The sequence below is a fragment of the Aquabacter sp. DMC10 genome (assembly GCF_056314145.1).
Map to the genome: position 1 here is coordinate 17,239 of NZ_JBQUYX010000003.1, position 14,315 is coordinate 31,553.

16 protein-coding genes are annotated in these 14,315 nt (G+C 68.6%); 10 read left to right on the top strand and 6 right to left on the bottom strand.

Translation table 11 applies throughout. The features are described 5' to 3' along the window. The first annotated feature begins 57 nt into the window (after window positions 1-57). The 4 genes from ACT54L_RS08820 to ACT54L_RS08835 all read left to right on the top strand — a co-directional run bounded on the left by ACT54L_RS08820 (window position 58) and on the right by ACT54L_RS08835 (window position 4,293). Window positions 58-1,338 carry an ABC transporter substrate-binding protein gene (locus tag ACT54L_RS08820; RefSeq protein ID WP_476085215.1) on the top strand — a complete coding sequence of 427 codons (1,281 nt, stop codon included), beginning with the start codon at window positions 58-60 and terminating at the stop codon, window positions 1,336-1,338. A 166-nt stretch (window positions 1,339-1,504) separates the two neighbouring features. Beyond that, window positions 1,505-2,347 (top strand): ABC transporter ATP-binding protein, encoded by an 843-nt coding sequence (locus tag ACT54L_RS08825; RefSeq protein WP_476085216.1) that lies wholly within the window; start codon window positions 1,505-1,507, stop codon window positions 2,345-2,347. Between the two features lie 119 nt (window positions 2,348-2,466). Then, a complete protein-coding gene (locus ACT54L_RS08830) occupies window positions 2,467-3,714 on the top strand; it encodes a phenylacetate--CoA ligase family protein (RefSeq protein ID WP_476085217.1) in 1,248 nt (415 codons plus the stop codon). 183 nt (window positions 3,715-3,897) lie between these two features. Next, the gene (locus tag ACT54L_RS08835; protein WP_476085218.1) at window positions 3,898-4,293 is read left to right on the top strand and encodes a hypothetical protein; all 396 of its coding nucleotides are present in this window, start codon (window positions 3,898-3,900) and stop codon (window positions 4,291-4,293) included. 21 nt (window positions 4,294-4,314) lie between these two features. Here the strand turns inward: ACT54L_RS08835 and ACT54L_RS08840 are convergent, their stop codons facing one another. The 3 genes from ACT54L_RS08840 to ACT54L_RS08850 all read right to left on the bottom strand — a co-directional run bounded on the left by ACT54L_RS08840 (window position 4,315) and on the right by ACT54L_RS08850 (window position 6,905). Next, the gene (locus tag ACT54L_RS08840; protein ID WP_476085219.1) at window positions 4,315-4,917 is read right to left on the bottom strand and encodes a YceI family protein; all 603 of its coding nucleotides are present in this window, start codon (window positions 4,915-4,917) and stop codon (window positions 4,315-4,317) included. Between the two features lie 81 nt (window positions 4,918-4,998). Then, window positions 4,999-6,294, bottom strand: coding sequence for a flavodoxin-dependent (E)-4-hydroxy-3-methylbut-2-enyl-diphosphate synthase (ispG, locus tag ACT54L_RS08845; protein ID WP_476085220.1), 1,296 nt, complete (start codon window positions 6,292-6,294; stop codon window positions 4,999-5,001). A 68-nt stretch (window positions 6,295-6,362) separates the two neighbouring features. After that, window positions 6,363-6,905 (bottom strand): Fur family transcriptional regulator, encoded by a 543-nt coding sequence (locus ACT54L_RS08850; RefSeq protein ID WP_476085758.1) that lies wholly within the window; start codon window positions 6,903-6,905, stop codon window positions 6,363-6,365. 123 nt (window positions 6,906-7,028) lie between these two features. Between ACT54L_RS08850 and ACT54L_RS08855 the strand changes: the two genes are divergently transcribed. The 3 genes from ACT54L_RS08855 (at window position 7,029) to ACT54L_RS08865 (ending at window position 9,502) form a co-directional block, all read left to right on the top strand. After that, a complete protein-coding gene (locus ACT54L_RS08855) occupies window positions 7,029-7,496 on the top strand; it encodes a hypothetical protein (RefSeq protein WP_476085221.1) in 468 nt (155 codons plus the stop codon). Between the two features lie 139 nt (window positions 7,497-7,635). Further along, a complete protein-coding gene (locus ACT54L_RS08860; protein ID WP_476085222.1) occupies window positions 7,636-8,421 on the top strand; it encodes a 3-hydroxybutyrate dehydrogenase in 786 nt (261 codons plus the stop codon). Between the two features lie 28 nt (window positions 8,422-8,449). Further along, window positions 8,450-9,502 carry a patatin-like phospholipase family protein gene (locus ACT54L_RS08865; protein ID WP_476085223.1) on the top strand — a complete coding sequence of 351 codons (1,053 nt, stop codon included), beginning with the start codon at window positions 8,450-8,452 and terminating at the stop codon, window positions 9,500-9,502. Between the two features lie 122 nt (window positions 9,503-9,624). Here ACT54L_RS08865 and ACT54L_RS08870 read toward each other — a convergent pair whose 3' ends face one another. Both ACT54L_RS08870 and ACT54L_RS08875 read right to left on the bottom strand, forming a co-directional pair. Continuing rightward, on the bottom strand, window positions 9,625-10,149 hold the full coding sequence (locus ACT54L_RS08870) for a hypothetical protein (protein ID WP_476085224.1): 525 nt from the start codon (window positions 10,147-10,149) through the stop codon (window positions 9,625-9,627). 84 nt (window positions 10,150-10,233) lie between these two features. Next, window positions 10,234-10,977, bottom strand: a complete 744-nt coding sequence (locus tag ACT54L_RS08875; RefSeq protein WP_476085225.1) for a DUF3750 domain-containing protein — start codon at window positions 10,975-10,977, stop codon at window positions 10,234-10,236. A 120-nt stretch (window positions 10,978-11,097) separates the two neighbouring features. Between ACT54L_RS08875 and ACT54L_RS08880 the strand changes: the two genes are divergently transcribed. Further along, entirely contained in the window at window positions 11,098-11,646 is a 549-nt protein-coding gene (locus ACT54L_RS08880; protein WP_476085226.1) for an O-acetyl-ADP-ribose deacetylase, read from the top strand. Next, a complete protein-coding gene (locus tag ACT54L_RS08885; RefSeq protein WP_476085227.1) occupies window positions 11,615-12,385 on the top strand; it encodes an RluA family pseudouridine synthase in 771 nt (256 codons plus the stop codon). The genes ACT54L_RS08880 and ACT54L_RS08885 overlap by 32 nt, the downstream gene beginning before the upstream one ends. Here the strand turns inward: ACT54L_RS08885 and ACT54L_RS08890 are convergent. Beyond that, complete coding sequence (locus ACT54L_RS08890) at window positions 12,375-13,310, bottom strand: DMT family transporter (protein ID WP_476085228.1); 936 nt, start codon at window positions 13,308-13,310, stop codon at window positions 12,375-12,377. The two genes, ACT54L_RS08885 and ACT54L_RS08890, sit on opposite strands and share 11 nt — an antisense overlap. Before the next feature lie 127 nt (window positions 13,311-13,437). Between ACT54L_RS08890 and ACT54L_RS08895 the strand changes: the two genes are divergently transcribed. Further along, window positions 13,438-14,310 carry a LysR substrate-binding domain-containing protein gene (locus ACT54L_RS08895; protein ID WP_476085229.1) on the top strand — a complete coding sequence of 291 codons (873 nt, stop codon included), beginning with the start codon at window positions 13,438-13,440 and terminating at the stop codon, window positions 14,308-14,310. The last annotated feature ends 5 nt before the right edge of the window (window positions 14,311-14,315 follow it).

The window sequence follows — 14,315 nt, forward strand, 5'->3', positions numbered from 1 at the left end:
AGGGCGGCACCAGACCGCCCGGATGCCCGCAGAGGAAAGATCCCAAGGAGAAGCCAGATGACCAAGTTCGCACTGCCTCTCGTTTCCGCACTTGCGCTCGCGGCGGCCAGCCCCGCCCTCGCTCAGTCCATCAATATCGGCCACCTCGCCGACTATTCCGGCGGCACGTCGGACGTGGGCAAGCCCTATGGCCAGGGCGTCCAGGACACCATCGCCTGGATCAACAAGAATGGCGGGGTGAACGGCAAGCAGATCAATTCCGACTTCAACGAATATGGCTACCAGGTGCCGCGCGCGCTGGCCGCCTTCAAGAAGTGGGTGGGCACCGACAAGGTGGTGGCGATCCAGGGCTGGGGCACCGCCGACACCGAGGCGCTGGTGGCCATGGTGACCAAGGAGGAGATTCCCTATTATTCGGGCTCCTACGCCGCCACCCTCACCGATCCCAAGGGCAAGGTGAACGAGAAGAGCGAGCGCGCCGCGCCGTTCAACTTCTTCTACGGCCCGTCCTATTCCGACGCCGCCCGCGCCATGGTGCAGTGGGCCGCCGACGACTGGAAGGCCAAGGGCGGCCAGGGCAAGCCCAAATGGGTGCACATGGGCGCCAACCACCCCTTCCCCAACTCGCCCAAGGCGGCCGCCGAGGCCTATGCCAAGGAGCTGGGCTTTGAGGTGCTGGAGCCCATCACCTTCGCCCTCACCCCCGGCGACTACACCGCCCAGTGCCTGACGCTGAAGCAGTCGGGCGCCAATTACGCCTATCTCGGCAACACCGCCGGCTCCAACATCTCGGTGCTCAAGGCCTGCGAGGCGGCCGGCGTGAAGGCGCAGTTCTTCGGCAATGTGTGGGGCATGGACGAGAATGCCGCCAAGGCGGCCGGCTCGGCCGCCAATGGCGTCATCTTCCCGGTGCGCACCGCCGTCACCTGGACCGGCTCGGCCCCGGGCCTTGCCACCTTCAAGGCCATCTCCAAGGTCTCGGACCCGGACGGGAAGGAATACCGGCCGGTGCACTATCTCGCCGCCGTGTGCACCGTCATGTACATGAAGGAAGCCATGGAGTGGGCCGACAAGAATGGCGGCATCAATGGCGTGAAGATCCGCGACGGCATGTACCAGAAGACCGACTGGGTGCCGAAGGGCACGGAGGGCGTCTGCAATCCCTCCACCTGGACCGCCAGCGACCATCGACCCACCACCACGGTTGACCTCTATCGCGCCGTGGTGAACGGCCCGACCGAGGGCTCGGTGACCGATCTCGTCGACAAGGGCATCATCAAGCTCGACAAGGTCGCCACCATCAACCTGCCCCGCAAGACCGAGCTGCAGGGCTGGTGATTGCCTCGTCCGGTGCCTCCTGATCCCCAGCAGGGACAGAGGGGGCCGGACACCCGAGGGGCCGGACATTCGCCCGGCCCCGTTCGGACCCTTCCCATTTGCATGAAGCATGGCCGTCGACGCCCGGGCGCACCGGTCGGAACGGCCCAAGCCCGAAGGTCCCGCCATGGCAGAGGCCGCGCTGAAGATCGACCCCTCGCCCGCCCTCGACACGGCGGCGCCCATGTTGAACGTCAACAATATCGAGGTGGTCTATAACGACGTCATCCTGGTGCTGCGCGGCCTCTCGCTCAAGGTCCCGCAGGGCAAGATCGTCGCGCTGCTGGGCTCCAACGGCGCCGGCAAGTCCACCACGCTCAAAGCCATATCGGGTCTGCTGAAGTCCGAGGACGGCGAGATCACGCGCGGCGACGTCTCCTTCCTGGGCGAGCGCATCAACGGCATCGAGCCGGACCAGATCGTCCGGCGCGGCATCTTCCAGGTGATGGAGGGGCGCCGCATCGTCGCCGACATGACCATCCTGGAGAATCTGCGCCTTGGCGCCTTCACCCGCCGGGACAATGAGGTCAAAAGCGACATCGAGCGCGTCTACCAGTATTTCCCGCGCCTACGGGAGCGCACCGGCCTCGCCGGTTATCTCTCCGGCGGCGAGCAGCAGATGCTGGCCATCGGCCGTGCCATGATGGCCCGCCCCAAGCTGATTCTCATGGACGAGCCGTCCATGGGCCTCTCGCCCCTCCTGGTGAAGGAGGTGTTCGCCATCATCAAGCAGCTCAACCGGGATCTGGGCGTCACCATCCTGCTGGTGGAGCAGAATGCCCGCGTGGCGCTCTCGGTGGCGGACTACGGCTACATCATGGAGCAGGGCAAGATCGTGCTGGACGGCACGGCCGAGCAGCTCTCCACCAATGAGGACGTGAAGGAATTCTATCTGGGCCAGGGCGGCGGCGAGGAGCGCAAGTCGTTCAAGAACCTGAAGTCCTTCAAGCGCCGCAAGCGCTGGCTGTAGGCCGGCCCGCCAGGCCATCGCCCGAGACGCATGGCGACCCGGTCGCGCACCGGGGCGGACGGACGCGACCAACCGACGACAACCGCACCAAGACGGCTCAGACGATGAGCGAGGGCGAGATGACCAACACCGACCGCTTCTTTGACGCCCTTGAGACCCGCGACCCGCAGCAGCGCGAGGCCGCGCTCATGACCGCGCTCGCCGCCCAGGTGGCCACCGCCAAGACGCGGTCGGCCTATTTCGCGGCGCTCTTGAAGGATGTGGACGCGGAAACGGTGACCAGCCGCGCGGCTCTCGCCCGCCTGCCGGTCACCCGCAAGTCCGACCTGCCCTATCTCCAGCCCAAAAGCCTGCCCTTCGGCGGGCTGAACGGCACCCCGCCCGGCGATCTCGCCCGCATCTTCATGTCGCCCGGCCCCATTTATGATCCCGAAGGCCGGCGGCCCGATTACTGGCGCTTCGCCCGCGCCCTTCATGCCTGCGGCTTTCGCAAGGGCGAGATCCTGCACAACACCTTCTCCTATCACCTGACCCCTGCCGGCTCGATGATGGAGAGCGGGGCCCATGCACTGGGCTGCGCCGTGGTGCCCGCCGGCGTCGGCCAGACCGACCTGCAATTGCGCGCCATCGCCGACATCCGGCCCCACGGCTATGCCGGCACCCCTTCCTTCCTGAAGATCCTGGTGGACAAGGCCCGCCAAGAGGGCACCGACATTTCCTCCCTCACCAAGGCGCTGGTGACGGGCGAGGCCTTCCTGCCGGCCATGCGGGCGGCGCTTCGGGACGCCGGCATCACCGCCCGCCAGGCCTATGGCTCCGCCGATCTCGGCCTCGTCGCCTATGAGAGCGAGGCGGAGGACGGCATGATCCTGGAAGAGCATGTGATCGTGGAGATCGTGCGCCCGGGCACCGGCGATCCGGTGGAGGCCGAGGGCGAGGTGGGCGAGGTGGTCGTGACCTTGCTGGAGCCCGATTATCCCCTCATCCGCTTCGCCACCGGCGACCTCTCCGCCCTCATGCCCGGCATGAGCGCCTGCGGGCGCACCAATGGCCGGCTGCGCGGCTGGCTGGGGCGGGCCGACCAGGTGACCAAGATCCGGGGCATGTTCGTGCATCCCATCCAGGTGACCTCCGCCGTGAAGAAGCACCCGGCCATCACCAAGGCGCGGCTGGTGGTGGACCATAACGGCACCAGCGACGACATGCTGCTGGAGGTGGAGCTGGCCGAAGGCGCTGCGCTGGCTGAGGAGGCGCTGCTGGACGATCTGCGCGCCTCAACCAAGCTGCGCTGCCGCCTCGCATTTCTGGCGCGGGGCACGCTGCCGGACGACGCCAAGACCATCGAGGACCGCCGCAAGGTGGGGTGAGGGGTCCGCCTCCGGGGCCGTGCGCCCTCTGGCGCGCCGTGGACGTGGGGATCTGGCGCGAGCGCCCTCTCCAGATGGGCGGTACGGATGCGCATGCCCCGTACGGCTCCGCCGGCCCCGCACGCGCCTGGACAGACGCGGCGATCCGTTTAGGGTGCGAGGTGGAAACCGAGGCGTTTGCTCATGAAAATCCGTTCCGCCCTGCTGGTGGCCCCGCTCATGGCCGCGCTCGGGCTCGCCGCCGCCGGCTGCTCCACCACGGCGCAGGAGAAAGAGGACGCCCTGGCCACCGCCGGCTTCCATAAGCGCCTGGCGGACACGCCGGCCAAGGTCGCATCCATGAAGGCGCTGCCGCCCAACACCTTCGTCACCCAGGTCCAGAAGGGGCGCACCGTCTATCTCTATGCCGACCCCGCCGGCTGCAACTGCATCTATTACGGCACCGAGGACAATTACGGCCTCTACCAGCAGGCCCGCTACCAGCAGCGCATGGCCGACGAAGCCGCCCGCGCGCCCCTCCCGGACGACAATTTCGACTTCGACTATGGGCTGTGGGGCGGGCCGTTCTTTCCGTATTGAGGGGGCCGCGGGACGTGGGCGCTATTTCTTCTTGAATTCCGCCTCGATCCGAAGCTCCACCTCGTCACCGACCATGGGCAGGAAGGCGGTCATGCCGAAATCGGACCGCTTGATCTTCGCCTTGGCGTCAAAACCCACCGTGTAGGTCTTGTCGGTTGGCGCGACGCCCGCCTGATTGAACTCTGCCTCCAAGGTCACAGGCCGCGTGATGCCGCGCAGGGTCAGTTCGCCCGTGATGCGCGCATCGTCGCCATGCGCCTCGACCCGCGTGGACCTGAAGGTCGCAATCGGGAAGTTGGCCACGTCAAAGAAATCCCCTGCCCGCAGATGTGCGTCCAGCGCCGGATCGAGGGTGCCCACTTGGTCAACCGGGATGGTCACCTCCACGCGGCTGGCATTAGGGTTTTTGGGGTCGAGCACCAGAGTGCCGGTGATGGCCGGGACGATGCCGCTATAGGTGGAGAAGCCCAGATGCTTGATCGTCCAGGTCACGCGGGTGTGGCCCGGGTCCGCCTCATAAGTGCCGGCGGACACATCGCGAGGGTTCTTCGTGGTCTCCTGGGCCGAAAGCGGGGAGGCAAGGCAGAGAGCGGCGGCGAAGGCAGCGATCGGAAAATGCTTCATGGGAGCCTCTCCTTACGTCAGGTGAGGCCCTTATGCCCACGCCACGAGGCGAGAGGAAGGCGCCTCAGGCGCCAATGGCCCTCACTCCGCCGCATCCACCTTCGCGTCGTCCGCCTTTGCAGTCACGCCGAAGCGCTTGGCCACATAATCCTCCACCAGCGCCCGGAACTCTTCCTGGATGTTGGCACCGCGCAAGGTGACGGCCTTCTTGCCGTCGATGAAGACGGGGGCGGAGGGGGTTTCGCCGGTGCCGGGGAGGGAGATGCCGATGTCGGCGTGCTTGCTTTCACCCGGCCCGTTCACGATGCAGCCCATCACCGCCACGTTCAGCGCCTCGACGCCGGGATAGGACTTCTTCCATTCCGGCATGCGCTCGCGGATCATGTCCTGCACGCTCTGCGCCAGTTCCTGGAATACGGTGGAGGTGGTGCGCCCGCAGCCGGGGCAGGCGGCGACCAAGGGCACGAAGGTGCGCAGGCCCATGGTCTGGAGGATTTCCTGCGCCACCTGCACCTCGCGGGTGCGGTCGCCATTGGGCTCGGGGGTCAAGGACACGCGGATGGTGTCGCCGATGCCGGCCTGGAGCACCACGCCCATGGCGGCGGTGGAGGCGACGATGCCCTTCGAGCCCATGCCCGCCTCGGTCAGCCCCAGATGCAGGGCATAGTCGGAGCGGCGGGAGAGTTCGGAATAGACGGCGATGAGATCCTGCACCGCCGAGACCTTGGCGGAAAGGATGATGCGGTTGCGGGGAAGGCCGATCTCCTCGGCCAGCGCCGCCGAAAGCAGCGCCGAGCGCACGAGCGCCTCGCGCGTCACCGCCCGCGCCTCGGCGGGGCGGGGGAGCGCGGCGTTCTCGTCCATGAGCCGGGTCAGAAGCTCGCCATCCAGCGAGCCCCAATTGGCGCCGATGCGCACCGGCTTGTCGTGGCGGATGGCGGTCTCGACGATGGCGGCGAACTGCCGGTCCTTCTTGTCGCCGAAACCCACATTGCCGGGATTGATGCGGTATTTGTCCAGCGCCTCGGCGCAGGCGGGATGGTCGGCGAGCAGCTTGTGGCCGATATAATGGAAGTCGCCCACCAGCGGGGCGTCGATGCCCATGGCCAGCAGCTTGTCCTTGATATGAGGCACGGCGGCGGCGGCCTCGTCCCGGTCCACCGTGATGCGCACGATCTCCGACCCCGCCCGCGCCAGCGCCGCCACCTGGCGCACCGTGCCGGCAATGTCGGCGGTGTCCGTGTTGGTCATGGACTGGACCACCACCGGCGCGCCGCCACCCACCATCACGCGCCCCACCGGCACGCCCACGGTGGCCTTGCGCCGGGCCGGGCCGGCTTCCAGGAGTTCGTCGGGAACGACCGGGGACTGGGTCATGATAGGCCTCGCATTCGCCCCATCGGTTAGGCCCGCCGGGCAGCAACGTCAATCATGGGGCACGCGGCTCAAGGTTCCGTGACATCCGCCCGGATCGGCGCCGCCCCTTGCCCCCCGTCGCCCTTCCCCTTGCACCCGGCGCACCGCCCCGCCACTTCCAGCACCCGCTGGCGCGGCTCGAAGCCGGCGGCGCGCGCGGCCCAGGACAGGTCGCGGCCCAGCGCATGGGACGCCACCTCCTGCGCTGCCCCGCACTGCTCGCAGATGAGGAACACCGCCACGTCGGTGGCGCCGTGGGTGTGCCCGCAGGCCAGGAAGGCGTTGCGGCTCTCGATGCGGTGGGCCAAGCCCTCCGCCACCAGGAAGTCCAGCACCCGATAGACCGACATGGGCGCCGGGCGCTCGCCCTCGCGCCCCAGGCGCTCCACCAGTTCGTAGGCGCCCAGTGGCACGTGGCTCTGGGCGAGGGCGGCCATCACCCGGCGGCGCAAGGGGGTCAGCCGCAGCCCCCGTTCCGCGCACCGCGCCTCGAAGCGCGCCACCGCATCGGCCACGCAGGCGGCGTGGTCGTGGTCATGATCGTGGGAGGAGCCGGAGTGGGAGGACGCCATGGCGCCAATGTAATGGCTCCAGCGTCCGCGCGCCACGGCGCGCCGATCACCAAACCACCTTGTTCCCCAGGGTCACGAACGGCAGGATGCCGCCGCCGGGCAGACCGGCGTTAGGGGGCTTCCATGCGGATGTTCAAGTTCCTGTTGGTTGCGGCCATCGCCCTGCCTCTGGCGGGCTGTTTCGAGGGCCAGCCCGGCCCGAAGGGGGATGCCGGGCCCGCCGGCGCGGCCGGTGCTGCCGGTCCCATCGGTCCTCCCGGGCCCGCCGGGGTGGCAGGCCCTGCCGGCCCCATGGGCCCCGCCGGTCCCGCCGGCCCCACCGGCCCGCAAGGTCCCATCGGCCCGGCAGGCCCCGCAGGCCCCGCAGGCGCCACCGCCGCGAGCCTCATCACGCTGCGCACCGCGGCCTGTCCGCAGGCGGGGTGCACGGTGAGCTGCGCCGACGGCGAGGCGCTGATGGGGGGCTATTGCGTGAACCATCAGCGCGGCTTCCAGCACGTCGCCGTCTTTTCGGCGGAAGGTGGTAAGACAGTGGTGGAATGCCTGCACCCGGTGAAGGAGGTCGTGGCCGCCTGCCTCAAGCAGCCTTGATCCAGCACGGTTGCGCGCGCCGATTTTGCGGCGCAAGGTCTGCGCGCGATGGAACGTGACGCCAGCGTCACAGCTTCGCTCTAAACCTCGGGCGAGCGGCCCCCGCGGCCGCCCGCATCGCATAGAATGGGGATCAGACATGTCCTTGAAGGGTAAGGTCGCCGTCGTCACGGGTTCCACCAGCGGAATCGGGCTGGCTTATGCCCGCGCCTTCGCCGCCGAGGGTGCGAACGTGGTCATCAACGGCCTGGGCGACGCCGCCGCGATCGAGGCCGAGCGCTCCAAGATCGAGGCCGATTTCGGCGTCAAGGCGCTCTATTCCGACGCCAACATGCTCGACCCCGAGGAAATCGCCGGCATGGTCAAGCTCGCCGAGACCGAACTCGGCGCCTGCGACATCCTGGTGAACAATGCCGGCATCCAGCATGTGGCCCCGGTCGAGGAATTCCCGATCGACACCTGGAACAAGATCATCGCCATCAACCTGTCCGCCGCCTTCTTCGCCAGCCGCGCCGCCATTCCCGGCATGAAGGCCAAGAAGTGGGGCCGCATCATCAACACCGCCTCGGCCCATGCGCTGGTGGCCTCGCCCTTCAAGTCCGCCTATGTCTCGGCCAAGCACGGCATTGCCGGCCTGACCAAGACCATCGCCCTTGAGACCGCCACCTTCGGCATCACCTGCAACGCCATTTGCCCCGGCTATGTCTGGACGCCCCTGGTGGAGAAGCAGATTCCCGATACCGCCAAGGCGCGCGGCATCACGGAAGAGCAGGTCAAGCGGGACGTGATCCTGGCCGCCCAGCCCACCAAGGAATTCATCACGGTGGAAGAAGTGGCGGCGCTGGCGGTGTTCCTGGCGTCCGACAATGCCCGGTCCATCACCGGTTCCATGCAGCAGATCGACGGCGGCTGGGTCGCTGAGTGAGATCCCTGCGGCCGGAAAGGCCGACGCCATGAGTGCCTCCGGCACGAAGCGCTCCCCCCGGAAGGCGATTTCCCTCGCCCTCCAGGGCGGGGGCGCCCATGGCGCCTTCACCTGGGGGGTGGTGGATCGCCTCCTCCAGGAGGAGAGCATCTCCATCTCCGGCATTTCCGGCACCAGTGCCGGGGCCATGAACGCGGTTGTCATGGCCTCCGGCCTCGCCAAGGGCGGGCCGGACGAGGCGCGGGCGGCGCTCACCCTGTTCTGGCGGGACGTCTCGCGGGACGGGCGGCTCTCGCCGCTCCAACGCACCGCGTTCGACCGGCTGCTGGGCAATTGGTCGCTGGCGCGCAACCCGGCTTATCTGGCCTTCGAGGTGGCGAGCCGCTTCCTGTCGCCCTACGACTTCAACCCGCTCAACATCAATCCGCTGCGCGAGATCCTGAACGTTCACGTGGATTTCGAGGCCATCCGCGCCTCCAGCGTGAAGGTCTTCATCTCCGCCACCAATGTGCACACCGGCCGCGCCCGCATCTTCGGCCATGAGGACATGACCGCCGATGCGGTGATGGCCTCCGCCTGCCTGCCCTTCATCTTCCAGGCGGTGGAAATCGACGGCGTGCCCTATTGGGACGGCGGCTATATGGGCAACCCGCCCCTCTTCCCCCTCTATGAGAAGGTGGAGGCGGACGACATCCTGCTGGTGCAGATCAATCCGATCCTGCGCGAGGAGACGCCCCGGACCTCAGCCGAGATCCAGAACCGCATCAACGAGATCACCTTCAACGCCTCGCTGCTGTCCCAGCTGCGCGCCATCGACCAGGTGACGCAGCTCATCGAGCAGGGCCTGCTGACGCGATGGACGCTGGGCGGCTCGGGCTTCCGGCGGGTGCGCCTGCACCGCATCGGCGGCGCCGACCAGCTGGTGAACCTGGACGTGACCTCCAAGATGAACGCCGAATGGGCCTTCCTGCAGCATTTGCGGGATGTGGGCCGGCAGGCGGCGGAGGATTTCCTCTCCGCCCATTATGACGACATCGGCAAGCGCTCCACCCTGGACCTGCGGCTGGAACTGGCCGAATAGGCCGGTCCCCGCCGCGAGAGCGGGATCCGATCATGTCCGAGCGAAGCGGGACCCGCCTCGCGTGACAGGGAGATAGAGCGTTTCAGCGTCTCCACGAAACGCTGAAACGCTCTAGGGATCGCTCAGCGCGAATCCTTCTTGGCCTGCGCCACCGCCACGAACTTGGTGACACGGCCCGCCTCGCCGGACCGGCTGCCGATGCGCTCCAGCCGGCGCTTCTGCTTCGGCCGCATGCCGGTATTGGCATGGTCGCCCGCCTCGGGATGGTGGGGTACATCCGCCGCACGCTTCAGCTCGAGCGCCCGGCGGGCATTGGCCACCAGTTCCAGATGGGCCAGGAAATCGGCCCGGCGCTTCAACTCCCGGCGGACGCGGGTGAGCGCGTCGGTGAGCACGGCGGCCTTCTGGCGGTTGCCGGAATCGGCCTTGTCATAGGTCACCTCGCCCCGCCCCCCCTTGCCGCGCAGGCTGCGGCGCTGGTCGTTGGCGATGGCCTGGGCACGGTCCCGACGCTCCCGCAGATTGTGAACCAGCGCCACCAGATCCGCATGCACCATGCCGGCCAGAGTGGGGTGGCGCGCCTTCTCCACGAACTCCATCTCGTTCGCGGTCAGAAGGCGGCGTTCGGTCTTTCGCGTATGGGCCATTGGCGGCTCTCCGGTCTTGGCTAACTGAACCTCAGCACCCCCTGCCACATTCAAGACGACACGGGCGTGACGACACGATGGCGCTCAGTCCACCGCGGCCATGCCCAGCCGACCGAGGGCCGGCAGCTTGAGCGCGGGGCGGCGCAGGTCGAGCCCGGCCACGGCGCCGAGAATGTTCAGCTCCAGCCCCTCCACCCAGCCGATGGTGAGCCCGGCATATCCGCCAAGACTGGCGCGCAGGCCCGTGCCGGAGGGCGTGCGGGCGAGCCAGCGGCCGTCAACCGGGAAATCCTTGCCGATGGCAGTGGGCGGCAGAACAGCGTCAATCCCGGGCACGGACGCCAGGATGGCGGCGACAAAGGTGTTGGAATTGGGCCCCGGCCAGGCGGAGTAATCGCCGAGCCGCCGGGGCCCGTAGTCCGCGATGGCCCGGCGCAGGGCCGGGATGAGGCGGGCGGCATCCGGCCCATCGGCGGCATAGACGAGGTCCGGCACTTGCCCGAACCACCGCCCGTCGGCGACGAAGCCGTTGACGCGAATGGGCTCGCCCCAGGCGGTGTAGTCATAACGCTCGTACCGGTCCGCCCCCGCCTCCTTCATCACGATCCAGGAATGAACCGCGAAAATGCCCCGCCAGCGCACCGTGCGCGCGGCGAAGACGCGCACCACGGCCGGCTCATGGGCTTCGGCGGGCGGCAATAGGCCGGCGCTGGAGCGGTCCGCCGACCAGAAGTCGCGCGGCGAATCCCCCGCCAGCCACAGCCCGGCGGCGATGAGGACCGGCAGGAGATAGAGGCCGCAAAACCCCAAGAGGAGGAGTTTCAGCATGCGGCGCAAGGACATGGAGGAACAATGACACGGCACATGACAGTTCATATAGGAGGCATGGCGCGCGGCGGCCTGCCCGCCGGGATCACGCTTCGGCGAGCGCATGGGAAGGAAAAGGCCTTGGTTCCACTGCATCATGCCTTGGTCGGGTCGGCGCGGCTCGACATCTTCGTGGGCGACATCACCACCCTGTCCACCGATGCCATCGTCAATGCCGCCAATGCTTCGCTGCTGGGCGGCGGCGGCGTGGACGGCGCCATTCACCGGGCTGCCGGCCCCGGCCTGCTGGCCGAATGCCGGACGCTGGGCGGCTGCGAGACCGGAGACGCCAAGATGACCGGCGGCCATGACCTGCCCGCCCGGCACGTGATCCACACGGTGGGCCCGGTCTGGCGGGGTGGCGGCTGGGGAGAGGACCAGCTTCTCGCCTCCTGCTACGGCCGGTCCATGGCCCTGGCGGCGGACGCGGGCCTCACTTCCCTTGCCTTTCCCGCCATTTCCACGGGCGTCTATGGCTTCCCGGCGGAGCGGGCGGCGCCCATCGCCGTCGGCGCGGTGCGCGCGGCGCTGGACGGCGGCGGCGGCGTGGCGCATGTGATCTTCTGCTGCTTCTCGGATGCTTCCGCCCGCCACCACCATGACGCCTTCCGCACCCACGGCCTCCTCTGAGGCCCTCGCCGCCCGACTGCTCCATCGCGACGGGATGATGCTGGTCCTCGACAAGCCCGCCGGCCTGCCCGTCCATCCCGGCCCCAAGGGCGGGGAGACCTTGCACGACCATCTGGACGACCTGCGCTTCGGCCTGCCCAAGCGCCCGGAACTGGCCCATCGCCTGGACAAGGACACGTCGGGCTGCCTGGTGCTGGGCCGCCATCCCAAGGCGCTGGCCTTGCTCAACCGGCTGTTCGCCGAAGGCAAGGTGGACAAGACCTATGTGGCCGTCACCCGCGGGGCACCTCAGGACGCGCAGGGGCGTATCGACCAGCCGCTGGCCAAGCGCTCGCCCCACCGGGGCTGGTGGATGCAGGCGGTGCCCAAGGGCACGCCGGGCGCACTGGAAGCCATCACCGACTGGCGCGTGCTCTATCGGGGCGAGGGGCTGGCGGTGATGGCGCTCTCGCCCATCACCGGCCGCACCCACCAGTTGCGCGCCCATCTGGCGCATTTGGGCTATCCGATCCTGGGCGATGCCATCTATGGCGGCGCCTCCCGCCTGCCGGGCGGGCCGATGCTGCATCTTCATTCCCGCCGGGTGGTGATCCCGCTGGCAAAGAGCGGCCCGCCCATCGCGGCCTGCGCGCCCTTCCCCGAGCATATGCGGGCGACCGTGGCGGCGCTCGGGGCGGATGTGGCGGCGCTGGAAGCCGCCGCCGATGCTGCCTTTTCGGAGCCCCCCGTCAGCGGGTGACGAGGCGGATGCCGAGCGCGATGGGAATGATGCCGAGGAAATCCAGCGGCGGTACCGCCTCGCCCAGGAGCAGCCACCCGAAGGCAAGGCCCAGCGGCGGCATGAGGAAGTGCAGCGCGCTCGCCTTGGTGGCGGTGCTGCGGGAGAGGATGGCGTACCACAGGCTATAGCCGCCCACCGACACGCCCAGCGTGAGATAGGCAAAGCAAGCCGCCAGGGTGGGCGTGATCTGGATGGCGTGCACGGGCTCCATCATCAGCGCCACCGGCATGAGGCTGAGACCCGCCGCCAGGGACTGCACGCCGCTCGCCATGAACAGGCTGGCCGGCGTGCGCAGGCGCTTGAACAGAACTGTGCCGCAGGACAGAGCGAGCAGACCTCCCAGCGCCAGGAGCGTGCCGAACAGATCCTCATGCCCGCCCGCGAGGCGTGAGCGCAGGACGATGACCACGCCGGCAAGTCCCAGCAGCAGGCCCACCACCTTCATGGGCCGCAGCCGCTCGCCGAGCACCGGCCCGGCCAGAAGCGCCGTAATCAGCGGGTTGGCGCTGATGATGACCGCAACGAAGCCCGACGAGATGGTCACCACCGCGCAATAAGCGAGCCCCAGATAGAGGGCATTGTTCAGCACCCCGGCAAGGCACAGGGCCAAAAAATCCCGCACCGGCAGCCGTACCAGCCCGCCGAACAGGGCGCACGGCACCAGCATGGCCACCCCCGCTGCCAGGAAGCGCGTCGCCAGAAGCAGGAGCGGCGGCGCCTCCGCCACCGCGATCTTGGAGACCGCGAAGGCCGAGCTCCAGAGCAGGCAGAACACCACCAGCAGGGCCAGCGTCCCGTCGAAGCGGCGGGCGGGGACGGCAACCGCCAGATCGCCGACCAGATCGCCGGAGGGGGATGAGGTGCCGGAGGGAGAAGAGGTCATGGGCGTTTCCTTTCCTCTTCAGAACCACATTTTCTCAGCATTTGAAAATGAGATGTTTCGATGCGATACAGTTGAAAAATGAATGGACCGGTCCTGCGCCCCGCGGACCGCCCCTGGAATGGCCGCCATGCTGGATCTCGACCTGTTGCGCGCCTTTGTGAGCGTGGTGGATGCCGGCGGCTTCACCCGCGCCGGCGAGCGCGTGCATCGTTCCCAATCCACGGTCAGCCAGCAGATCCGCCGGCTGGAGGCGGCCGCGGGCTGCCCCCTCCTCAACCGCGACGGACGCAAGGTCGCGCCCACGGAAGAGGGAGAGCGGCTACTGGGCTATGCCCGGCGCATCCTCGCTTTGAGCGCGGAGGCCAAGGCGGCGCTTGCGGGCGATGCCACGCCGGCCATGGTGCGCCTGGGCATTCCCGACGACTTCGCCCTCATCCCCCTCACCCAGACGGTGGCCGCCTTCGCCGCGACCCGCCCGGGGGTGCGGCTTCATGTGCGTTGCGGCCTGTCGTGTGACCTGTCCTCGGACCTCGCGCGGGGGGAACTGGACGTGGCGCTGTTCAAGCGCGAGCCGGGGCTCGGCGGGGTGCGGGCGGCCTGGCCCGAGCGGCCGGTCTGGATTGCCGGAGCCAATCAGCCAGTGCCGGAGGGCGCCCCGGTGCCGCTGGTGGCCTTTCCGCAAGGCTGCATCTACCGCAACCGCGCCGTGCACAGCCTGGAACAGGCCGGCCTTGCCTGGCGCATCGCCTATGAGAGCCCGAACATCCTCGGGCTCCAGGCGGCCTTGTCCTGCGGCCTCGGGATCGCCCTTCTGGAGCAGCGGGTGGTGACCGCCGAGCACCGGGTGCTCGACCGGCGGCATGGGCTGCCGCCCATTCCACCCACCGAGCTGGTCCTGGCGCTGGCGGACGGCGCCAGCGGCGCCGCCAAGGACCTGGCCGACGCGCTGGCGCAGTTCTGCACGGATCTGATGGCGCGTGACGCCGCCGGGGCCGCCTGAGCGGC